We start from the raw sequence: 21,294 nt of genomic DNA, 5'->3' as shown, positions 1-21,294 counted from the left end.
GCTGTGCCCACCCGTGCCGCCCCAGCGGCACGACTGCCCGCAGCTAGGGCGGCCCGCACCCGCGCACGGCCTCCCCGGCCACCCGATGGGCGCTACGACAGCAGCCAGTCGTCCACCCCGGCCAGCAGCTTCGTCTTCACATCCTCCGGCGCCGCCGACCCCCGTACCGACTGCCGCGCCACCTCCGCCAGTTCCTCGTCCGTGAACCCGTGATGCCGCCGCGCGATCTCGTACTGCGCCGCCAGCCGGGAGCCGAACAGCAGCGGATCGTCCGCGCCCAGCGCCATCGGGACACCCGCCTCGAACAACGTCCGCAGCGGCACGTCCTCCGGCTTCTCGTACACCCCCAACGCCACGTTCGACGCCGGGCACACCTCACAGGTCACACCCCGCTCGGCCAGCCGCCGCAGCAGCTGCGGGTTCTCCGCCGCCCGCACACCATGCCCGACCCGGTTCGCCCCCAGGTCGTCCAGACAGTCCCGCACCGACGACGCCCCCGCCAGCTCGCCCCCGTGCGGCGCCGACAGCAGCCCGGCCTCCCGGGCGATCGCGAACGCCCGGTCGAAGTCCCGCGCCATGCCCCGCCGCTCGTCGTTCGACAGCCCGAACCCGACGACCCCCCGGTCCGCGTACCGCACCGCCAGCCGCGCCAGGGTGCGCGCGTCCAGCGGGTGCTTCATCCGGTTCGCCGCGACCAGCACCCGCATCCCGAGCCCGGTGTCCCGCGACGTCGTCTCCACCGCGTCCAGGATGATCTCCAGCGCCGGGATCAACCCGCCCAGCCGCGGTGCGTACGACGTCGGATCGACCTGGATCTCCAGCCACCCCGACCCGTCCCGCAGATCCTCCTCCGCGGCCTCCCGCACCAGCCGCTGGATGTCCTCCGGCTCACGCAGACACGAGCGCGCCGCGTCGTACAGCCGCTGAAAGCGGAACCAGCCCCGCTCGTCCGTGGCCCGCAGTCTCGGCGGCTCTCCGCCGACCAGCGCATCGGTCAGCGCGTCGGGAAGACGCACGCCGTGCTTGTCGGCCAGTTCCAGCACGGTCGAGGGCCGCATCGACCCGGTGAAGTGCAGGTGCAGGTGGGCTTTCGGCAGCTCAGAGACATCACGTACACGCTCCATCCCAGGATCCTGCCGTACGCCTCAGCGGTCCCGGTAGCGGTTTCCCCTTTCGTGGTCTTGCTCGCACAAACAAATGGGGCACATACCGGATTCGGTATGTGCCCCAGAGCCGGAGACCGGCGAAGCGGACGTCAGTCCCGCGCCTCCGCCAGCAGCTTCTGCATCCGGCTCACACCCTCGACGAGATCCTCGTCACCCAGCGCGTACGACAGCCGCAGGTACCCGGGCGTGCCGAACGCCTCACCCGGCACCACCGCGACCTCGGCCTCCTCCAGGATCAGCGCGGCCAGCTCGACCGTGTCCTTGGGCCGCCGACCCCGGATCTCCTTGCCGACCAGCGCCTTCACCGACGGGTAGGCGTAGAACGCACCCTCCGGTTCCGGGCACACCACGCCGTCGATCTCGTTCAGCATCCGCACGATGGTCTTCCGGCGCCGGTCGAACGCCTCACGCATCTTCTCGACGGCGACCAGGTCGCCGGAGACGGCGGCCAGCGCGGCGGCCTGGGCGACGTTGGAGACGTTCGACGTGGCGTGCGACTGGAGGTTCGTCGCGGCCTTGACCACGTCCTTCGGGCCGATGATCCACCCGACCCGCCAGCCGGTCATCGCGTACGTCTTCGCGACACCGTTCACCACGATGCACCTGTCGCGCAGCTCGGGCAGCACCGCCGGCAGCGACACGGCGGAGGCGTCGCCGTAGACCAGGTGCTCGTAGATCTCGTCGGTCATCACCCACAGACCGTGCTCGACGGCCCAGCGGCCGATCGCCTCGGTCTCCTGCTCGCTGTAGACCGCGCCGGTCGGGTTGGACGGCGAGACGAACAGGACGACCTTCGTCTTCTCCGTACGGGCCGCCTCCAGCTGCTCGACGGTCACCCGGTAGCCGGTGGTCTCGTCGGCGACGACCTCGACCGGGACACCCCCGGCCAGCCGGATCGACTCCGGGTACGTCGTCCAGTACGGCGCGGGCACGATGACCTCGTCGCCCGGGTCGAGGATCGCGGCGAAGGCCTCGTAGATGGCCTGCTTGCCGCCGTTGGTGACGAGGATCTGCGACGCGTCGACCTCGTAGCCCGAGTCGCGCAGCGTCTTCGCGGCGATCGCGGCCTTCAGCTCGGGCAGACCGCCGGCCGGCGTGTAGCGGTGGAACTTCGGGTTCTTGCAGGCCTCGATCGCGGCCTCGACGATGTAGTCCGGAGTCGGGAAGTCGGGTTCACCGGCGCCGAAGCCGATCACCGGCCGCCCGGCGGCCTTGAGGGCCTTGGCCTTGGCGTCCACGGCGAGGGTGGCGGACTCGGAGATCGCGCCGACTCGGGCGGAGACCCGGCGCTCGGTGGGAGGGGTTGCAGCGCTCATGGGCCCCATCGTTTCAGACCGGAAACGTGCGCGGCACGGACGTTCCACAGACTGAACAACACCGGGCAAACCCTTGAACAACAGTCCGGATCGACCGCACGGCCTGGGCGATCTTCAGCCAGGGACCGGCCGTCCGCCCCCGGCTCCGCGGGCGATCTCCCGCCGACGAGGCCTCGCCGGAGCCCTTTCTGTTCGACGACCGGCCGCAGACCACGTACACTCTCACCTCGTTGGCCTCTCGCAGGCCGCGCCCGTTCGGTGCACACCAAGCATCCGGACGGATGCGGTACGTTGGGGGACACACAAAGGGTCGTAGCTCAATTGGTAGAGCACTGGTCTCCAAAACCAGCGGTTGGGGGTTCAAGTCCCTCCGGCCCTGCTACACACACCTTCGCCAGGATGTGTGCGCATGTACGTACAGCAATGCACCGCCGTGCGGCTCAGACCGGGCGCGGCACGGCCACGACCCGGAATCAGGTGAGGACGAGTGACGGACGCCGTGGGCTCCATCGACATGCCTGATGCCCAGGACGAGGCGCCGGAGTCCAAGAAGACCCGCAAGGGCGGCAAGCGCGGCAAGAAGGGCCCGCTGAAGCGGCTCGCTCTCTTCTACCGCCAGATCGTCGCGGAGCTGCGCAAGGTCGTCTGGCCGACCCGCAACCAGCTGACGACATACACGACCGTGGTGATCATCTTCGTGGTCATCATGATCGGCCTGGTCACCGTGATTGACTATGGACTCAGCCACGCCGCCAAGTACGTGTTCGGCTGAGCCGCCAGCGAAGAGCGCCGAGGTACCCGGCGCTCCTTTCGCATGTTCCACCCCTATGTATCCAGGAAGAAGCAGCCACCGTGTCTGACCCGAACGTGAACGACGCCATCGAGCCTGTCGAGTCCGTCGAGGACGAGCTCGACACCGTCGAGGGCGCGGACAGCGAGGACACCGAGACCTCCGCCGAGGTCGAGGCTGCCGACGCCGTCGCGGACGACGCCGCCGAGGCGGAGCCCGAGTCCGGTGAAGAGGCCGCGGAAGAAGCCGAGGAAGAGCCCGAGGACGACCGCGACCCGATCGAGAAGCTCCGCGAGGAGCTGCGGGTCCTGCCCGGCGAGTGGTACGTCATCCACACCTACGCCGGCTACGAGAACCGCGTGAAGACCAACCTGGAGCAGCGCGCCGTCTCGCTGAACGTCGAGGACTACATCTTCCAGGCCGAGGTGCCGCAGGAAGAGGTCGTCCAGATCAAGAACGGCGACCGCAAGACGATCAAGCAGAACAAGCTCCCGGGCTACGTCCTGGTCCGCATGGACCTGACGAACGAGTCCTGGGGTGTCGTCCGCAACACCCCCGGCGTCACCGGCTTCGTGGGCAACGCCTACGACCCGTACCCGCTGACCCTGGACGAGATCGTGAAGATGCTCGCCCCGGAGGCCGAGGAGAAGGCCGCCCGTGAGGCCGCCGAGGCCGAGGGCAAGCCGGCTCCGCAGCGCAAGGTCGAGGTCCAGGTGCTGGACTTCGAGGTGGGCGACTCGGTCACCGTCACCGACGGCCCGTTCGCCACGCTCCAGGCGACCATCAACGAGATCAACCCGGACTCGAAGAAGGTCAAGGGCCTCGTGGAGATCTTCGGCCGCGAGACGCCGGTCGAGCTCTCCTTCGACCAGATCCAGAAGAACTAGCAGCACCCCGGCTTCCGAGCAGGTCAGGCGAACGCTCGAGCGGACGCCTGACCTGCTCGGTTTTTGGCCGCACATGGATACCCGTTATCGTTGTGCGGTATGCCTCCATCCGGCTGATCCGGATCAGAGGCTGGAAACCTCTCACTAGGACCCGGAGAGAGCACATGCCTCCCAAGAAGAAGAAGGTCACGGGGCTCATCAAGCTCCAGATCCAGGCCGGTGCCGCCAACCCGGCCCCGCCGGTCGGTCCCGCGCTGGGCCAGCACGGCGTCAACATCATGGAGTTCTGCAAGGCCTACAACGCCGCGACCGAGTCGCAGCGTGGCTGGGTCGTGCCGGTGGAGATCACGGTCTACGAGGACCGTTCCTTCACCTTCATCACCAAGACCCCGCCGGCCGCGAAGATGATCCTCAAGGCCGCGGGCGTGGCGAAGGGCTCCAGCGAGCCGCACAAGACCAAGGTCGCGAAGATCACGCGCGACCAGGTCCGCGAGATCGCCACCACCAAGATGCCCGACCTCAACGTCAACGACCTGGACGCCGCCGAGAAGATCATCGCCGGCACCGCCCGTTCCATGGGCGTCACGGTCGAGGGCTGAGCCCCAACCCCATCCGCAGAAGTGGCAGGGCCTGCTCGGCCCGGACCACGACTCCTAAGAATCCACAGGAGCAGTAGTGAGCAAGCGCAGCAAGTCCCTTCGCGCTGCGGACGCCAAGATCGACCGGGAGAAGCTCTACGCCCCGCTCGAGGCCGTCCGTCTCGCCAAGGAGACCTCCACGACCAAGTTCGACGGCACCGTCGAGGTCGCCTTCCGTCTGGGTGTCGACCCGCGCAAGGCCGACCAGATGGTCCGTGGCACCGTGAACCTCCCGCACGGCACCGGTAAGACCGCCCGGGTCCTGGTCTTCGCGACCGGCGACCGTGCCGAGGCCGCGCGTGCCGCGGGCGCCGACATCGTCGGCGCCGACGAGCTGATCGACGAGGTGTCGAAGGGCCGTCTGGACTTCGACGCCGTCGTCGCCACCCCGGACCTCATGGGCAAGGTCGGCCGCCTCGGCCGGGTGCTCGGTCCGCGTGGTCTGATGCCGAACCCGAAGACCGGCACCGTGACCCCGGACGTGGCCAAGGCCGTGACCGAGATCAAGGGCGGCAAGATCGAGTTCCGCGTGGACAAGCACGCGAACCTGCACTTCATCATCGGCAAGTCGTCCTTCGACGACACCAAGCTGGTGGAGAACTACGGCGCGGCGCTGGAGGAGATCCTGCGTCTGAAGCCGTCCGCCGCCAAGGGCCGGTACATCAAGAAGGCCGCCATCACCACCACGATGGGCCCCGGCATCCCGGTCGACCCGAACCGCACCCGCAACCTCCTCGTCGAGGAGGACCCGGCCGCGGTCTGAGCCTGACGGCTCACCCAACCGGTCACGGGCCCCGCACCTCTTACAGGTGCGGGGCCCGTTCCCTTTTCCGGTACGTACGCCGGTGGCCTGGGTTAACGTGCGGGAACCGGATGCGAACGGGGGGACGTATGCAGGGCACGACCGTGCGCGGCGTGGGCCTGGTGCTGGCGGTGGCGAGCGCGCTGACGGGGGTGGCCGCCTGCACCTCACCGGACTCCTCCGACGGCCCAGGCAAGGACGACGACCGCGCCGCGCACGGCAGGTCCCTCGCGGCCCTGCGCTCCGCCGAGCGCGCGACCCAGCGGGCCGGGTCCGCCCGGGTCGAGTCCACGACGACCATGGGCGCGCTGATGTCCATGACCGCCGACGGCACCCTCGGCTGGGGCGATGCCATCACCGGGACGCTGACCATCACGTACACCGGCGGCACCCTGGCCGACACCATGCGCCGGCTCGGCAGCACCTCCATGGAGGCCCGCTACCTGCCCGACGCCTACTACGCGCGCATGGGCGAGAAGTTCGCCGAGCAGGCCGGCGGCAAGCACTGGATCCGGTACGCCTACGAGGACCTGGAAGCCGTCGCCGGCGGCTCCGGCGCCCACCTCGGCGACCAGATGCGCACCACCACGCCGAACCAGTCCGTCAAGCTCCTGCTGGCCTCCGGGGACGTCAGAAAGGCCGGAGAGGAGTCCGTGCGCGGCCGGCCCGCCACGCACTACTCCGGCACCGTGGCCGCCGCGGACGTCACCGACGCCGCCCTGAAGAAACAGCTCATCGAGGCCGGCGTCACCACCGAGACCGTCGACATCTGGATCGACGAGCGGAACCTGCTGGTCAAGAAGGTGGAGAAGGCGCGGATGAGCACGGGTCTGATGACCCAGACCGCGCACTACGGCGACTACGGCGTGCCCGTCCGGGCCCAGCGGCCCCCGCGGTCCGACACCGGGGACTTCGAGGACCTGATGCGGAAGAAGGCCGGTACGCCCTGAGCCCCCCCGTGAATCCGCATAGATCACTTGTGCCCCTCTGGGATAGGCTCACGGCCTTGCTGTGAAGCAATCAAGTATTCCTTGGGGGGAATCACATGAGGACATCCATACCTGTTGCCGGGCTGGGCGCCCTGCTCCTCGCCGCCGGTGCTGTCGGCTGCGGTTCGGAGCAGTCGCCGGAGATGACGCCCGCGGCCGCGGTCGCCAAGGCGGCGAAGAACACGGAGGACATCACGTCCCTCCGCTACCGCATGAGCGGCACGGTGCCGGAGTCGGGCCAGGTCAAGGGCGAGGCGTCGATGCGCCTGAAGCCCACGATCGCCATGAGCATGAAGATGACGGCGCCCGCTCAGGGAGCCACCGAGGCCATGGAGATCCGCCTCGTCGACAAGGCCATGTACATCGGTGGGGGAGCCGAGATGGCCAAGGAGATGGACGGCAAGACCTGGATGAAGTTCGACCTGTCCGGGTCCGACGCGGGCAAGGACCTGGACCAGCTGGGGTCCGCTAACCAGGCCGAGCAGAATCCGGCGGCGGAGTCCACCTTCCTCACGGGCGCCAAGGACGTGAAGAAGGTCGGCTCCGAGAAGGTCGAGGGCGTCGAGACGACCCACTACACGGGCACCGTCACGCTCAAGGACCTGCGCGCGTCCCTCAAGGGCGGCAAGGCGGACACCCGCGAGCAGCGCGAGAAGAGCATCAAGCAGTACGAGAAGCTGGGTGTCGACAAGCTCACGATGGACATGTGGGTCGACGGCGACGACCACACCAAGCAGTTCCGCATGAAGGGTGACGCCGACAAGGGCCCGCTCGACATGACCATCACCTTCCTCGACTACAACAAGCCGGTGAACGTCACGGCCCCGCCGGCCAAGGACGTCGCCGACCTCGCCGACCTGTTCAAGGAACTCGACGCGAGCTGATCCGTCGTACGGGCGGATTTGCTTGACGGCGATCCGTTCCCGTACCCTCCTACAGAAGCCAAAGACCGCTGGTCGTTTACCGCGCGCTCGGACGAGGGCGCGGTGGCCGAAGGATCCGCTGAACGGCGGACGGCCCGCGCAGGTGACACTGGAGAAGCTCCCGTAGTCCGCGCCCCGTGCGCGCGTACATACGGTCGAGCAGCGCCCCGTGCCCTGCGCCGGGGCGTTTCGTTTTCCCCAGTCCTCCTTCGGGTCCGCGCGGTCCGAATCACCCGGAAGGAGGCCGAGGCTCATGGCGAGGCCTGACAAGGTCGATGCCGTCGAGGAGATGCGGGACAAGTTCCGCGACTCCAACGGCGCTGTCGTTACTGCGTACACCGGTCTCACCGTGGCGCAGCTCCAGCAGCTGCGTCGTTCACTCGGTGAGAACGCTCATTACCGTGTGGCGAAGAACACGCTGACCAAGATTGCGGCCAACGAGGCCGGGATCACCGCGATCGACGACCTCTTCACGGGTTCGTCGGCCGTCGCCTTCGTGACCGGTGACCCGGTCGAGGCGGCGAAGGGTCTCCGTGACTTCGCCAAGGACAACCCCAACCTCGTCATCAAGGGCGGCGTCCTTGACGGCAAGGCGTTGTCCGCCGATGAGATCAAGAAGCTTGCGGACCTCGAGTCCCGCGAGGTTCTGCTCTCCAAGCTGGCCGGTGCCATGAAGGGCAAGCAGTCCCAGGCTGCCTCTGTCTTCCAGGCGCTGCCGTCGAAGCTCGTCCGCACCGTGGACGCGCTCCGTGCCAAGCAGGACGAGCAGGGCGGTGCCGAGTAACTCGGCTCGCATCCCGGCCGCCGCTGCCTGAACGCGACGACCGTAGCGGGCCAGACGTACGCCCGCCTCACATGTACATCCGGCACCTGCCGATTTAGTGGAAGGACCGCCATCATGGCGAAGCTCAGCCAGGAAGACCTGCTCGCGCAGTTCGAGGAGATGACCCTCATCGAGCTCTCCGAGTTCGTGAAGGCGTTCGAGGAGAAGTTCGACGTCACCGCCGCCGCGGCCGCCCCGGTCGTCGTCGCCGGTGGTGCCGCTGGTGGCGCCGCCGCCGAGGCCGCCGAGGAGAAGGACGAGTTCGACGTCATCCTCACCGGTGCCGGCGACAAGAAGATCCAGGTCATCAAGGTCGTGCGTGAGCTGACCTCCCTGGGCCTGAAGGAGGCCAAGGACCTGGTCGACGGTGCGCCGAAGCCGGTTCTGGAGAAGGTCAACAAGGAGGCCGCCGACAAGGCGAAGGAGTCCCTCGAGGGCGCCGGTGCCTCCGTCGAGGTCAAGTAAGACCTCCCGGATCCGCCAGGATCCACGACACGTCCCCCTGGGCGTGTAACGCGTAAGCGCCGAAGAGCGATCATCCATCCGGGTGGTCGCTCTTCGGCGTTTCCGGGGCCCGGCCACGGTTGCTTGCACCCTCTGTGGCGGGGGGTATGGTGATCTTCGTCGTGTCTCTGGGCGGGCCCCGGTTCGGGCAGGGGGGCCTTGACGAACCGCACGCAGCGCGCAATTCTCAGGACGCGTCGTCACAAGGATCCGAATCCGAGGTATGGATCGGCGACGAAGAGGGCAGTATCAACGTGCGTTGAGGGCAGCGCCTTGTCGCAGGAGTGGAACAACGAGGGTAAACACGGGTTTCAGAACCCGCACTGGACATCAGTGTGCCAAGTGGCTACACTGACCCTTTGCGCTGCCTGTTAGCTGTCCCCTGCCCGTCACCAGGGGTCTGCCCTCGCCCGAGCATCGACGACAAGACACGTCTGACCTGGCCCTTCGGCCCGATCGGACACAGCTTGTCTCCGTGTACGGGAGAGGGGCCGGTACGCGCGTAGTGAGTCCGAGCCCTCGGAAGGACCCCCTCTTGGCCGCCTCGCGCAACGCCTCGACCGCGAATACGAACAACGGCGCCAGCACTGCCCCGCTGCGCATCTCTTTTGCAAAGATCAAGGAGCCTCTCGAGGTTCCGAACCTGCTCGCGCTGCAGACCGAGAGCTTCGACTGGCTGCTCGGCAACACGGCCTGGCAGAGTCGGGTCGAGGAGGCTCTGGAGAACGGTCAGGACGTCCCCACCAAGTCCGGGCTCGAGGAGATCTTCGAGGAGATCTCCCCGATCGAGGACTTCAGCGGGTCGATGTCGCTGACCTTCCGCGACCACCGCTTCGAGCCGCCGAAGAACTCGATCGACGAGTGCAAGGAGCGCGACTTCACGTACGCGGCCCCGCTCTTCGTCACCGCCGAGTTCACCAATAACGAGACCGGTGAGATCAAGTCCCAGACGGTCTTCATGGGCGACTTCCCGCTCATGACGAACAAGGGCACCTTCGTCATCAACGGCACCGAGCGGGTCGTGGTGTCGCAGCTCGTCCGCTCGCCCGGTGTCTACTTCGACTCCTCCATCGACAAGACGTCCGACAAGGACATCTTCTCCGCCAAGATCATCCCGTCCCGGGGTGCCTGGCTGGAGATGGAGATCGACAAGCGCGACATGGTCGGTGTCCGCATCGACCGCAAGCGCAAGCAGTCCGTCACCGTCCTGCTCAAGGCGCTCGGCTGGACCACCGAGCAGATCCTCGAGGAGTTCGGCGAGTACGAGTCCATGCGCGCCACCCTGGAGAAGGACCACACCCAGGGCCAGGACGACGCGCTGCTCGACATCTACCGCAAGCTGCGCCCGGGCGAGCCCCCCACGCGTGAGGCCGCGCAGACGCTGCTGGAGAACCTGTACTTCAACCCCAAGCGCTACGACCTGGCCAAGGTCGGCCGCTACAAGGTCAACAAGAAGCTGGGTACGGACACCCCGCTGGACGCCGGGATCCTGACCGTCGAGGACATCATCGCGACGATCAAGTACCTGGTGAAGCTGCACGCCGGCGAGACCGAGACGGTCGGTGACAACGGCACGTCCGTGGTCGTCGAGACCGACGACATCGACCACTTCGGCAACCGCCGCCTGCGCAGCGTCGGCGAGCTCATCCAGAACCAGGTCCGCACGGGTCTGGCGCGGATGGAGCGTGTCGTCCGCGAGCGGATGACGACCCAGGACGTCGAGGCGATCACGCCGCAGACCCTGATCAACATCCGGCCGGTCGTCGCCTCCATCAAGGAGTTCTTCGGCACCAGCCAGCTGTCCCAGTTCATGGACCAGAACAACCCGCTGTCGGGTCTGACGCACAAGCGGCGTCTGTCCGCGCTCGGCCCGGGTGGTCTGTCCCGTGAGCGGGCCGGCTTCGAGGTCCGTGACGTGCACCCCTCGCACTACGGCCGCATGTGCCCGATCGAGACCCCCGAAGGCCCGAACATCGGTCTGATCGGCTCGCTCGCCACCTACGGCCGGGTGAACGCGTTCGGTTTCGTCGAGACCCCGTACCGCAAGGTGTTCGAGGGCCAGGTCACCGACCAGGTCGACTACCTCACGGCCGACGAGGAGGACCGCTTCGTCATCGCGCAGGCCAACGCGCCGCTGACGGACGACCTCCGCTTCGCCGAGGCCCGCGTGCTGGTCCGCCGTAAGGGCGGCGAGGTCGACTACGTCGGCCCCGAGGACGTGGACTACATGGACGTCTCGCCGCGCCAGATGGTGTCGGTCGCGACCGCCATGATCCCCTTCCTGGAGCACGACGACGCCAACCGTGCCCTCATGGGCGCGAACATGATGCGCCAGGCCGTTCCGCTGATCCAGGCGGAGTCCCCGCTCGTCGGCACCGGCATGGAGTACCGCTCCGCGGTCGACGCCGGCGACGTGGTCAAGGCCGAGAAGCCGGGTGTGGTCCAGGAGGTCTCCGCGGACTACATCACCACCGCCAACGACGACGGCACGTACATCACGTACCGCCTGGCCAAGTTCGCCCGCTCCAACCAGGGCACCTCGGTCAACCAGAAGGTCATCGTCGCCGAGGGCGACCGGATCATCGAGGGCCAGGTCCTCGCCGACGGTCCGGCCACCCAGCGAGGCGAGATGGCGCTGGGCAAGAACCTGCTCGTGGCGTTCATGCCGTGGGAGGGTCACAACTACGAGGACGCGATCATCCTGTCGCAGCGCCTCGTGCAGGACGACGTCCTCTCCTCGATCCACATCGAGGAGCACGAGGTCGACGCCCGTGACACCAAGCTCGGCCCCGAGGAGATCACCCGGGACATCCCGAACGTCTCCGAGGAGGTCCTCGCCGACCTCGACGAGCGCGGCATCATCCGCATCGGTGCCGAGGTCATCGCCGGTGACATCCTCGTCGGCAAGGTCACGCCCAAGGGTGAGACCGAGCTGACGCCCGAGGAGCGCCTGCTGCGCGCGATCTTCGGTGAGAAGGCCCGTGAGGTCCGTGACACCTCGCTGAAGGTGCCGCACGGTGAGACCGGCAAGGTCATCGGTGTGCGCGTCTTCGACCGCGAGGAGGGCGACGAGCTTCCCCCCGGTGTGAACCAGCTGGTGCGCGTCTACGTCGCGCAGAAGCGCAAGATCACCGACGGTGACAAGCTCGCCGGCCGCCACGGTAACAAGGGCGTCATTTCCAAGATCCTGCCGATCGAGGACATGCCGTTCCTGGAGGACGGCACCCCGGTCGACATCATCCTCAACCCGCTCGGTGTGCCGTCCCGGATGAACCCGGGTCAGGTCCTGGAGATCCACCTCGGCTGGCTCGCCAGCCAGGGCTGGGACGTCTCCGGTCTCGCCGACGAGTGGGCCCAGCGCCTCCAGGCCATCGACGCCGACCAGGTCCCGCCGCGGACCAACGTCGCGACGCCGGTCTTCGACGGTGCCCGCGAGGACGAGCTGGCCGGTCTGCTGGAGCACACCATCCCGAACCGCGACGGTGACCGCCTGGTCCTCCCGTCCGGCAAGGCACGGCTGTTCGACGGCCGCTCCGGTGAGCCGTTCCCGGACCCGATCTCGGTCGGGTACATGTACATCCTCAAGCTGCACCACCTGGTCGACGACAAGCTGCACGCCCGTTCGACCGGCCCGTACTCGATGATCACCCAGCAGCCGCTGGGTGGTAAGGCCCAGTTCGGTGGCCAGCGCTTCGGCGAGATGGAGGTGTGGGCGCTGGAGGCTTACGGCGCCGCGTACGCCCTCCAGGAGCTGCTGACCATCAAGTCCGACGACGTGACCGGCCGCGTGAAGGTCTACGAGGCCATCGTCAAGGGCGAGAACATCCCCGAGCCCGGCATCCCCGAGTCCTTCAAGGTGCTCATCAAGGAGATGCAGTCTCTCTGCCTGAACGTGGAGGTGCTGTCCAGCGACGGTATGTCCATCGAGATGCGTGACACCGACGAGGACGTCTTCCGCGCTGCGGAGGAGCTCGGCATCGACCTGTCCCGGCGCGAGCCGAGCAGCGTCGAAGAGGTCTGACGGGAGTCCGGCGGACCTTGGGAGACCCAAGGTCCGCCGGCCCCAGGACCCCCGTATCAGACCAAAGACTTACAACCCTGAGAGGGATTGACGCATAGTGCTCGACGTCAACTTCTTCGACGAGCTCCGGATCGGTCTGGCTACCGCTGACGACATCCGTCAGTGGAGCCACGGCGAGGTCAAGAAGCCCGAGACCATCAACTACCGCACGCTCAAGCCCGAAAAGGACGGACTCTTCTGCGAGAAGATCTTCGGTCCGACCCGGGACTGGGAGTGCTACTGCGGCAAGTACAAGCGCGTCCGCTTCAAGGGCATCATCTGTGAGCGCTGTGGCGTCGAGGTCACGCGCGCCAAGGTGCGCCGTGAGCGGATGGGCCACATCGAGCTCGCCGCGCCCGTCACGCACATCTGGTACTTCAAGGGCGTCCCGTCGCGGCTGGGTTACCTGCTCGACCTCGCCCCGAAGGACCTGGAGAAGGTCATCTACTTCGCGGCGTACATGATCACGTACGTCGACGAGGAGCGCCGTACGCGCGACCTGCCCTCGCTGGAGGCCCACGTCTCCGTCGAGCGCCAGCAGATCGAGCAGCGCCGCGACGCCGACCTGGAGGCCCGCGCCAAGAAGCTCGAGACCGACCTGGCCGAGCTGGAGGCCGAGGGCGCCAAGGCCGATGTGCGCCGCAAGGTGCGTGAGGGTGCCGAGCGCGAGATGAAGCAGCTGCGTGACCGTGCGCAGCGCGAGATCGACCGGCTCGACGAGGTGTGGAACCGCTTCAAGAACCTCAAGGTCCAGGACCTCGAGGGCGACGAGCTGCTCTACCGCGAGCTGCGTGACCGCTTCGGCACGTACTTCGACGGCTCGATGGGTGCCGCGGCGCTGCAGAAGCGCCTGGAGTCCTTCGACCTCGACGAGGAGGCCGAGAAGCTCCGCGAGATCATCCGGACCGGCAAGGGCCAGAAGAAGACCCGTGCGCTCAAGCGCCTGAAGGTCGTCTCCGCGTTCCTGCAGACCAGCAACAGCCCCAAGGGCATGGTGCTGGACTGCGTCCCGGTCATCCCGCCGGACCTGCGTCCGATGGTGCAGCTGGACGGTGGCCGCTTCGCGACCTCCGACCTGAACGACCTGTACCGCCGTGTGATCAACCGGAACAACCGCCTGAAGCGCCTTCTAGACCTCGGTGCGCCCGAGATCATCGTGAACAACGAGAAGCGCATGCTGCAGGAGGCCGTCGACGCGCTGTTCGACAACGGCCGCCGTGGCCGTCCGGTCACCGGTCCCGGTAACCGCCCGCTGAAGTCCCTCAGCGACATGCTGAAGGGTAAGCAGGGTCGCTTCCGTCAGAACCTGCTCGGTAAGCGTGTGGACTACTCCGCGCGTTCCGTGATCGTCGTCGGTCCGCAGCTGAAGCTGCACCAGTGCGGTCTGCCGAAGGCGATGGCGCTGGAGCTCTTCAAGCCGTTCGTGATGAAGCGCCTGGTCGACCTGAACCACGCGCAGAACATCAAGAGCGCCAAGCGGATGGTCGAGCGCGGCCGCACGGTCGTGTACGACGTGCTGGAAGAGGTCATCGCGGAGCACCCGGTTCTGCTGAACCGTGCGCCCACGCTGCACCGCCTCGGCATCCAGGCCTTCGAGCCGCAGCTGGTCGAGGGCAAGGCCATTCAGATCCACCCGCTCGTCTGCACCGCGTTCAACGCGGACTTCGACGGTGACCAGATGGCCGTGCACCTGCCGCTGTCCGCGGAGGCGCAGGCCGAGGCCCGCATCCTGATGCTGTCCTCGAACAACATCCTCAAGCCGGCCGACGGCCGCCCGGTGACGATGCCGACCCAGGACATGGTCCTCGGTCTGTTCTTCCTCACCACCGACGGCGAGATGCGCGACCTCAAGGGTGAGGGCCGTTCCTTCGCCTCGGTCGCCGAGGCGATCATGGCCTTCGACGCGGGCGAGCTGTCGCTCCAGTCGAGGATCGACGTCCGCTTCCCGGTCGGCACCATCCCGCCGCGCGGCTGGACCCCGCCGGCGCGTGAGGAGGGCGAGCCCGAGTGGCAGCAGGGTGACAGCTTCCGGCTGAACACCACCCTGGGCCGTGCGCTCTTCAACGAGCTGCTGCCCGAGGACTACCCGTTCGTCGACTACGAGGTCGGCAAGAAGCAGCTCTCCGAGATCGTCAACGACCTCGCCGAGCGCTACCCGAAGGTCATCGTGGCGGCGACGCTCGACAACCTGAAGGCGGCCGGCTTCTTCTGGGCGACCCGTTCCGGTGTCACCGTGGCCATCTCCGACGTCGTCGTTCCCGAGGCGAAGAAGGAGATCGTCAAGGGCTACGAGGCGCAGGACGAGAAGGTCCAGAAGCAGTACGAGCGCGGTCTGATCACCAAGGACGAGCGCACGCAGGAACTCATCGCGATCTGGACCAAGGCGACCAACGAGGTCGCCGAGGCGATGAACGACAACTTCCCGAAGACCAACCCGATCTTCATGATGGTGAACTCGGGTGCACGAGGCAACATGATGCAGATGCGTCAGATCGCCGGTATGCGTGGTCTGGTGTCGAACGCGAAGAACGAGACGATCCCGCGGCCCATCAAGGCGTCGTTCCGTGAGGGTCTGTCCGTGCTGGAGTACTTCATCTCCACGCACGGTGCCCGTAAGGGTCTGGCGGACACCGCTCTGCGTACCGCCGACTCGGGTTACCTCACCCGTCGTCTGGTCGACGTCTCCCAGGACGTCATCATTCGCGAGGAGGACTGCGGCACCGAGCGCGGTCTGCGTCTCAAGATCGCGAGCCGGAACGCCGAGGGCACGCTGCTCAAGGCGGAGGACGTCGAGACGTCCGTGTACGCGCGCTGCCTCGCCGAGGACATCGTGGTCGACGGCAAGGTGCTGGCCCCGGCCGGTACGGACCTCGGCGACGTGCTCATCGACGAGCTGGTCCGCCACGGCGTCGAGGAGGTCAAGACCCGCTCGGTCCTGACCTGCGAGTCCGCCGTCGGCACCTGCGCCATGTGCTACGGCCGTTCGCTGGCCACCGGCAAGCTGGTCGACATCGGTGAGGCGGTCGGCATCATCGCCGCCCAGTCCATCGGTGAGCCCGGTACCCAGCTGACGATGCGTACCTTCCACACCGGTGGTGTGGCCGGTGACGACATCACCCAGGGTCTGCCGCGTGTCGTCGAGCTCTTCGAGGCCCGTACCCCGAAGGGTGTCGCCCCGATCTCCGAGGCCTCCGGCCGCGTCCGGATCGAGGAGACCGAGAAGACCAAGAAGATCGTCATCACGCCGGACGACGGCAGCGACGAGACGGCGTACCCGATCTCGAAGCGCGCCCGACTCCTGGTCAGCGAGGGCGAGCACGTCGAGGTGGGCCAGAAGCTCACCGTGGGTGCCACCAACCCGCACGACGTGCTGCGCATCCTGGGCCAGCGTGCCGTCCAGGTCCACCTGGTCGGCGAGGTCCAGAAGGTGTACAACTCGCAGGGTGTGTCGATCCACGACAAGCACATCGAGATCATCATCCGGCAGATGCTCCGCCGCGTGACGATCATCGAGTCCGGCGACGCCGAGCTGCTGCCCGGCGAGCTGGTCGAGCGCTCGAAGTTCGAGACCGAGAACCGTCGTGTGGTCCAGGAGGGCGGTCACCCGGCCTCCGGTCGTCCGCAGCTCATGGGCATCACCAAGGCCTCGCTGGCCACGGAGTCCTGGCTGTCGGCGGCGTCCTTCCAGGAGACGACCAGGGTCCTCACGGACGCGGCGATCAACGCCAAGTCCGACTCCCTGATCGGCCTCAAGGAGAACGTCATCATCGGTAAGCTCATCCCGGCCGGTACGGGTCTGTCCCGCTACCGCAACATCCGGGTGGAGCCGACCGAGGAGGCCAAGGCCGCGATGTACTCGGCCGTCGGCTACGACGACATCGACTACTCGCCGTTCGGCACGGGCTCCGGCCAGGCCGTGCCGCTGGAGGACTACGACTACGGTCCGTACAACCAGTAAGCGAGTCGCTTGAGCCGAGGGCGGTCATCCTTTGGGGTGACCGCCCTTTGGCGTGTCAGTGCTTGCTCTCCACATGGGCCTGTAAGTGATGGAGCCGGGTGTGGACATCGGGATGGGAGTCGAGCAGTCGCGCGATCATCCCTTCCTTCGTGAAGGCGGTCCCCGGGGCGGTGGCCGGGACGCGACGGGACTCCGCCCGGTCGCGCTCCTGATGCAGTACGGCCATCAGCTGTGGCGCGAAGCCGAGGCCTGCGGCATGCTCGTCGGCCCGGAGCTCTGAGCGCCGAGCGACGGCGGCCACCAGATACGGCGTGGCCAGCGGCAGGAAGATCAGCCCGTACGTGGCGGTCGCCAGTGCGACCACGGCCGCGCCGGACACGCCGATCACCACGGCGGCCGTACCTGTCGGGAGCCGGTCCAGCCGGGTGGCCAGCCGCAGCAGCAGACGCCAGGCGAGCCGGGCCGGCAGGGCGTACCAGAGGGACAGCAGCGAGGCCCACGCGTGTCCCCTCGTGTGGTGGCCCAGCTCGTGGGCGAGGACGCCGGCGAGCTGCCCGGGCGTCAGCGTCCGCAGCGAGTGACTGGTCACGCCGACGATGTGACCGGCCGCCGCCATGGCGTTGACCGCATCGCTCTCCTCGATCCACAGCTGATAGGCGTCTGCGTCCACTCCGGCCCGGGCGGTCACCTCACGCCAGACGGGACGCAGTCGCCCGTCCTCGTCCGGAGTGGGGTAGCGCAGTCGGAACAGCCACCTCGCCATGAGCCGCTCGCACGGCCGGTGGAAGACCAGTGCTCCGCTCAGGACCCAGCAGCCGAAGAGAAGCCACCACGGCAGACTGCTCATGGAAGCCAAGGCGTACGACAGGAGAAAGACAACGGCCAGGCTGGCCGCCACATGGGGAAGGTGCAGCGCCAGCGAGCCGAGGGCGGTGATGTCCGTCCAGCGCTGCCGGGCGGTGATGTGGACGCGGCCGGGGCGGTGGGGGAGGTCGTCGTGGTCCGGTGGGGACGTGGTCATGGGCCTTCCTTTCCGTGCGGGGCACGAAGCGGCGAGGGTCAGGTGAGGAACATCGATCCGGGGAACAGAACGGTCGCGCAGCCGAACGAGACCAGTCCGGTCCGGATCCAGAAGTGCTTGCGGGCGGCGATGCCGCTCGTCTCGGCGAGGGCGAGCACGACACCACGGACGGGGTCGCGGCCCGTCTCCGCGAGGGCCGAGGTGAGCCGGCCGGCTCGTGCGGCTCGTCGTACGTCGCCGAAGTAGGTGAGCGGGTGGCCGGGCGTCCAGTTGCTGCTTCGGTAGCGGGGCATGACGGCCAGCAGGAGGGCGAACAGTGCGATGACCAAGGACGCCGCCCCGGCCCACCACAGCAGGGCCGCAGGCGTGGACAGTTGAGCTGGACTGCACCCACTGTTGGTCAGCAGGGCGGCCAGCACGCCCGCCGAGATGCCGAGCGCGCCGACCAGAACGGTGGCCTTCGCGTCGGCGCGGGCGATTTCGCTGCGGAGATCGGCGAGCAACTGGACACCCGCGCGCATCTCCGGATCGTCCGGCGGGTTCATGTGGACTCCGCGTCGCGCTCGGGCGGGATGGACGGGTCCGTGGTCCGCAGGATGGCCTTCATCCGCTCGGCGATGAGCTTGTGGGGCTCATCGAGCTGGTAGCCCTCCAGCTGCTTGTTTTCCAAGGCCTGGTTGATCAGGCTCACCTGGGTGTCCAGCAGTCTGTTCTGGCCGGCCTGGAGGTGGTCCAGGACGAGCTGGGTCTCGTCGGGGTGCGCCGCCAGATGCACGGCAAGCGCGGCGGTGCCGCCCCTGGCCAGGGTGAGTTCGTAGAACCTGACCCGTTCGGCCCTGCGCTCGGCCTCGTACGACTCGCGGAGCAGGGCCGCGGCGTGCTCCGGTTTCGCGGCCTCCAGTTCGTGCCGGGCGGTGCGCAAGCGGGCCTGGTGGGAGCGCTCGGTGGCGTCGTGTCGCAGGCGTATGGAGCAGGTGACGTGCAGGCCTTGGGCCTGGCCGAGCCAGGTCGCGTCCCGAACGGCCTGCTGTACGGCCTGCTCTGCCTCGGCCCCGGCCTCGATGGGATGGCAGCGGCCGGCGGCCCGCATCAGCGGCAGCAGCTCACGTGTGAGCAGGCCGGGCACGTCCCGTTCCTGACTGCGGACGAACAACGCCGGGTGGGCGACCCGCCAGCCGATGTCGGCGGTGACCTCGAACTCGAAGCTGTCGACCAGGCTGGGCAGGGGCACGTTCAGCTGGAAGGCATGCGGGTCCGTATCCACCTCGTATACGGCGATGTAGCGCCGCACGGACGTGGGACGGTCGGGCGGTGGGAAGGTCTCGTACGCCCCCTTTCGTGTCACGCAGACCAAGGCGTGGTCGATGCGTCCGGTGAAACGCCGGCCGCCGAGGCGGAAGCGCGGGAGCTGCCAGACGGTGCGGACAGGATCGGCGTCGGTGTGAGGGGCGGCGGGGGGCTCGGGCTGCTGCTGGAACCAGTCCAGTTGCTCTTGCTCGGGTTGTTCCACGGTCGGCCTCCGATGCGGGTCAGTCGAGGGCGAGGTGCTTCAGCAGCCGATCTGCGGTCGGCGAGGAAGCTGTTTTGGATTCGCGGATCGCCCGGAGCAGATGGCTGATCCGCTGAAGGTTGGTGGGCGTGGCGACGAGGGCGCCGAGCAGTGCCTCGAGGGCCCGCTCGGACTCTGGATCGTCGTCGGCCCCGCGCACCCAGCCACGCAGCACGCCGAGGGCCTGCGGGTTGTGCGTCCGATCGGCGAGCAGCGCGTCCCAGAAATCGGCAAGGTGCCGGGCGGCCGTCGGGTCCTGGGCCGCCGCGGCCCGCGCGTACCAGTCGAGGACGGGCGGACGGTCGCTCTCGTCGTCCTTCGTCTGCTTGCAGGCCTGGAGGAAGGCGAGCAGGACGTGCGGACGGACCGCGCGGTCGGTGCGGAGGAGGTCGGTGAGGCTTGCCAGTACGGGGTCACGTACGGCGAGGAGCAGCAGTTCGAGGGCGTCGGCGAGCTGGCGGGCCTCCTCCGCCATCTCCACGTTCTCCCGGCCGCTCTCGGCTTCGGCGGACGGGGGCCGGTGCATGGCGTCCACGAGGGCCGTCAGCGTCTCCTTGTGGTGCATCGGTCCCAGGAGGCCGTAGGCGCGGATCGCCGTCCAGCGGCGGCTCTCGACGTCCCCGGTGCACCAGTCGTGCAGGATCCGAGAGACGGTCGGCACCTTCAGCAGTTGGGCCATGGTCAGGGCGTTGGCCGCGGTCAGCCAGGCATGCGGCTTACGGCCGTCGGCCCACGGCTCGATGAGGTGAGCCATGGCGGACGACAGATCGGCCGTGGCGAGCAGTGCCGCTGCCGACGCCGCGCGGGTCCGCACCAGCGGACGGCGGTCGTCGGCCAGCTTGCGGATCCACTCCGCGAAGGCCGGGCGGGCGGACGGGTGGAGGTTCCACACCTCCTCCAGCAGCATCGGAGCCGTCCGTTCATCCCGGAACCGGGCGCAGAACTTGCCCTCCAGGGGACCCCACTCGGTGACCTCCACGGTCACGTACCCATCGGCGTGCGCGAGCCGGAGCCGCTCCTGGCGGGAGCTGCCGAAGACGGGGATGGGCGGCGGCAGCCCGGGGTCCTGGATCTGGTGCAGGCGTACGAAGAGGCCGTCCGCGAGCTCGGCGGTCACTGCGTACGGCGCCTTGTCGAACACGGCGAGAGAGACGAGGAACGCCTTGTCGCGCAGCTCGGGTTTCTCCTCGGTGAGCCAGCGGGACACCCGGGTCGCCACTGTCGTCTCGCCGAAGGCGGCGAGCTTTGGCTCGTCGATCTCGCCGCGATGATGTGCGACGAGCTGTGATGCGAACTGCCTGATCTCGTCCGGCCGGTGGTGCCGGGCGAGGAACTCCTTCACCGCTGCCAGCCCGCACAGGTCCGGCCAGGCGGACTCACCGGTCGTGTGTGTGACGTGCGCGTGCAGCATTGCCTCGGCCGACGGCGGCTCCCACCGCACGGAGGGCACGTCGCCCAGCGCCGCCGAGGGCTCGACGGTGATCACCAGATGGGCTCGGGCGCGCTCCAACTGTTCGCGAAGAACCAGCAGTTGGGCCTCGCTCAGGGGACGGTTCCTGCTGACGGAGAGGTCGTACAGGATGTATCCGGCCGACATGTCCACCTGGTCGGGCAGCGCGGAGAGCGACGCTGGGGGGACGAGGGAGCGCATCCGGTCGACGCCCAGCCGGCGCAGCAGCATCAGCGCGGCGGAACGGCGGCCCGTCTCGCGCCCGCCGGACAGGATGACCAGCCTGTCGTTCCTCAGCCGTGCGAGCGCCTCGTCGAAGCTGTCGCAGCCCCGGAAGACGTCCGCCAGTTCGTCGATCTCCGACTGGGGGATCGGCCCGGACAGCGTGCGGGGTGTCTCGGCCCCGCCTCCCAAGTGG

At 68.0% G+C, this 21,294-nt stretch carries 16 protein-coding genes and 1 tRNA gene; 11 read left to right on the top strand and 6 right to left on the bottom strand.

Annotation, left to right across the window (positions count from 1 at the left end; all coding sequences use genetic code 11):
- Positions 1-92: 92 nt before the first annotated feature.
- Both GTY47_RS07570 and GTY47_RS07565 read right to left on the bottom strand, forming a co-directional pair.
- Positions 93-1,124: an adenosine deaminase gene (locus GTY47_RS07570; RefSeq protein ID WP_010036803.1), complete on the bottom strand. Its 1,032-nt coding sequence runs from the start codon at positions 1,122-1,124 to the stop codon at positions 93-95.
- A 131-nt stretch (positions 1,125-1,255) separates the two neighbouring features.
- Entirely contained in the window at positions 1,256-2,482 is a 1,227-nt protein-coding gene (locus GTY47_RS07565; protein WP_010036802.1) for a pyridoxal phosphate-dependent aminotransferase, read from the bottom strand.
- Positions 2,483-2,788: 306 nt separating this feature from the next.
- On the opposite strand from GTY47_RS07565, the gene GTY47_RS07560 reads away from it, so the two are divergent.
- The 11 genes from GTY47_RS07560 to GTY47_RS07510 all read left to right on the top strand — a co-directional run bounded on the left by GTY47_RS07560 (position 2,789) and on the right by GTY47_RS07510 (position 16,856).
- Positions 2,789-2,861: transfer RNA gene (locus GTY47_RS07560), tRNA-Trp, on the top strand.
- Positions 2,862-2,969: 108 nt separating this feature from the next.
- Complete coding sequence (secE, locus tag GTY47_RS07555) at positions 2,970-3,254, top strand: preprotein translocase subunit SecE (RefSeq protein ID WP_010036800.1); 285 nt, start codon at positions 2,970-2,972, stop codon at positions 3,252-3,254.
- An 80-nt stretch (positions 3,255-3,334) separates the two neighbouring features.
- Positions 3,335-4,159: a transcription termination/antitermination protein NusG gene (gene nusG, locus GTY47_RS07550; protein WP_010036798.1), complete on the top strand. Its 825-nt coding sequence runs from the start codon at positions 3,335-3,337 to the stop codon at positions 4,157-4,159.
- A 164-nt stretch (positions 4,160-4,323) separates the two neighbouring features.
- Positions 4,324-4,758 (top strand): 50S ribosomal protein L11, encoded by a 435-nt coding sequence (gene rplK, locus GTY47_RS07545; protein ID WP_010036796.1) that lies wholly within the window; start codon positions 4,324-4,326, stop codon positions 4,756-4,758.
- A 76-nt stretch (positions 4,759-4,834) separates the two neighbouring features.
- Positions 4,835-5,560, top strand: coding sequence for a 50S ribosomal protein L1 (gene rplA / locus GTY47_RS07540; RefSeq protein ID WP_010036794.1), 726 nt, complete (start codon positions 4,835-4,837; stop codon positions 5,558-5,560).
- A 128-nt stretch (positions 5,561-5,688) separates the two neighbouring features.
- Positions 5,689-6,549 (top strand): hypothetical protein, encoded by an 861-nt coding sequence (locus GTY47_RS07535; protein WP_010036792.1) that lies wholly within the window; start codon positions 5,689-5,691, stop codon positions 6,547-6,549.
- Positions 6,550-6,644: 95 nt separating this feature from the next.
- A complete protein-coding gene (locus tag GTY47_RS07530) occupies positions 6,645-7,472 on the top strand; it encodes a hypothetical protein (protein WP_029180958.1) in 828 nt (275 codons plus the stop codon).
- 292 nt (positions 7,473-7,764) lie between these two features.
- Positions 7,765-8,295 (top strand): 50S ribosomal protein L10, encoded by a 531-nt coding sequence (gene rplJ / locus GTY47_RS07525; protein WP_010036787.1) that lies wholly within the window; start codon positions 7,765-7,767, stop codon positions 8,293-8,295.
- Between the two features lie 114 nt (positions 8,296-8,409).
- Entirely contained in the window at positions 8,410-8,799 is a 390-nt protein-coding gene (rplL, locus tag GTY47_RS07520) for a 50S ribosomal protein L7/L12 (RefSeq protein WP_003998852.1), read from the top strand.
- A gap of 574 nt (positions 8,800-9,373) precedes the next feature.
- Positions 9,374-12,859: a DNA-directed RNA polymerase subunit beta gene (gene rpoB / locus GTY47_RS07515; protein WP_010036784.1), complete on the top strand. Its 3,486-nt coding sequence runs from the start codon at positions 9,374-9,376 to the stop codon at positions 12,857-12,859.
- Between the two features lie 97 nt (positions 12,860-12,956).
- Positions 12,957-16,856, top strand: a complete 3,900-nt coding sequence (locus GTY47_RS07510; RefSeq protein ID WP_010036783.1) for a DNA-directed RNA polymerase subunit beta' — start codon at positions 12,957-12,959, stop codon at positions 16,854-16,856.
- A gap of 55 nt (positions 16,857-16,911) precedes the next feature.
- On the opposite strand, the gene GTY47_RS07505 is transcribed toward GTY47_RS07510, so the two are convergent.
- From GTY47_RS07505 to GTY47_RS07490, 4 genes are all read right to left on the bottom strand, one after another.
- Positions 16,912-17,877, bottom strand: a complete 966-nt coding sequence (locus GTY47_RS07505) for a M48 family metalloprotease (protein ID WP_010036782.1) — start codon at positions 17,875-17,877, stop codon at positions 16,912-16,914.
- 38 nt (positions 17,878-17,915) lie between these two features.
- Positions 17,916-18,422, bottom strand: coding sequence for a Pycsar system effector family protein (locus GTY47_RS07500; protein WP_010036781.1), 507 nt, complete (start codon positions 18,420-18,422; stop codon positions 17,916-17,918).
- Positions 18,419-19,387 (bottom strand): hypothetical protein, encoded by a 969-nt coding sequence (locus GTY47_RS07495; RefSeq protein ID WP_010036779.1) that lies wholly within the window; start codon positions 19,385-19,387, stop codon positions 18,419-18,421. Before GTY47_RS07495 ends, GTY47_RS07500 begins: the two co-directional genes overlap by 4 nt.
- Before the next feature lie 19 nt (positions 19,388-19,406).
- On the bottom strand, positions 19,407-21,294 hold a 1,888-nt coding region (locus GTY47_RS07490), incomplete at its 5' end, for a hypothetical protein (protein ID WP_010036776.1).

The sequence above is a fragment of the Streptomyces sp. SID5464 genome (assembly GCF_009862985.1).
Classification (GTDB): domain Bacteria; phylum Actinomycetota; class Actinomycetes; order Streptomycetales; family Streptomycetaceae; genus Streptomyces; species Streptomyces chartreusis_D.
This window is presented reverse-complemented; position numbering and strand designations above follow the sequence as displayed.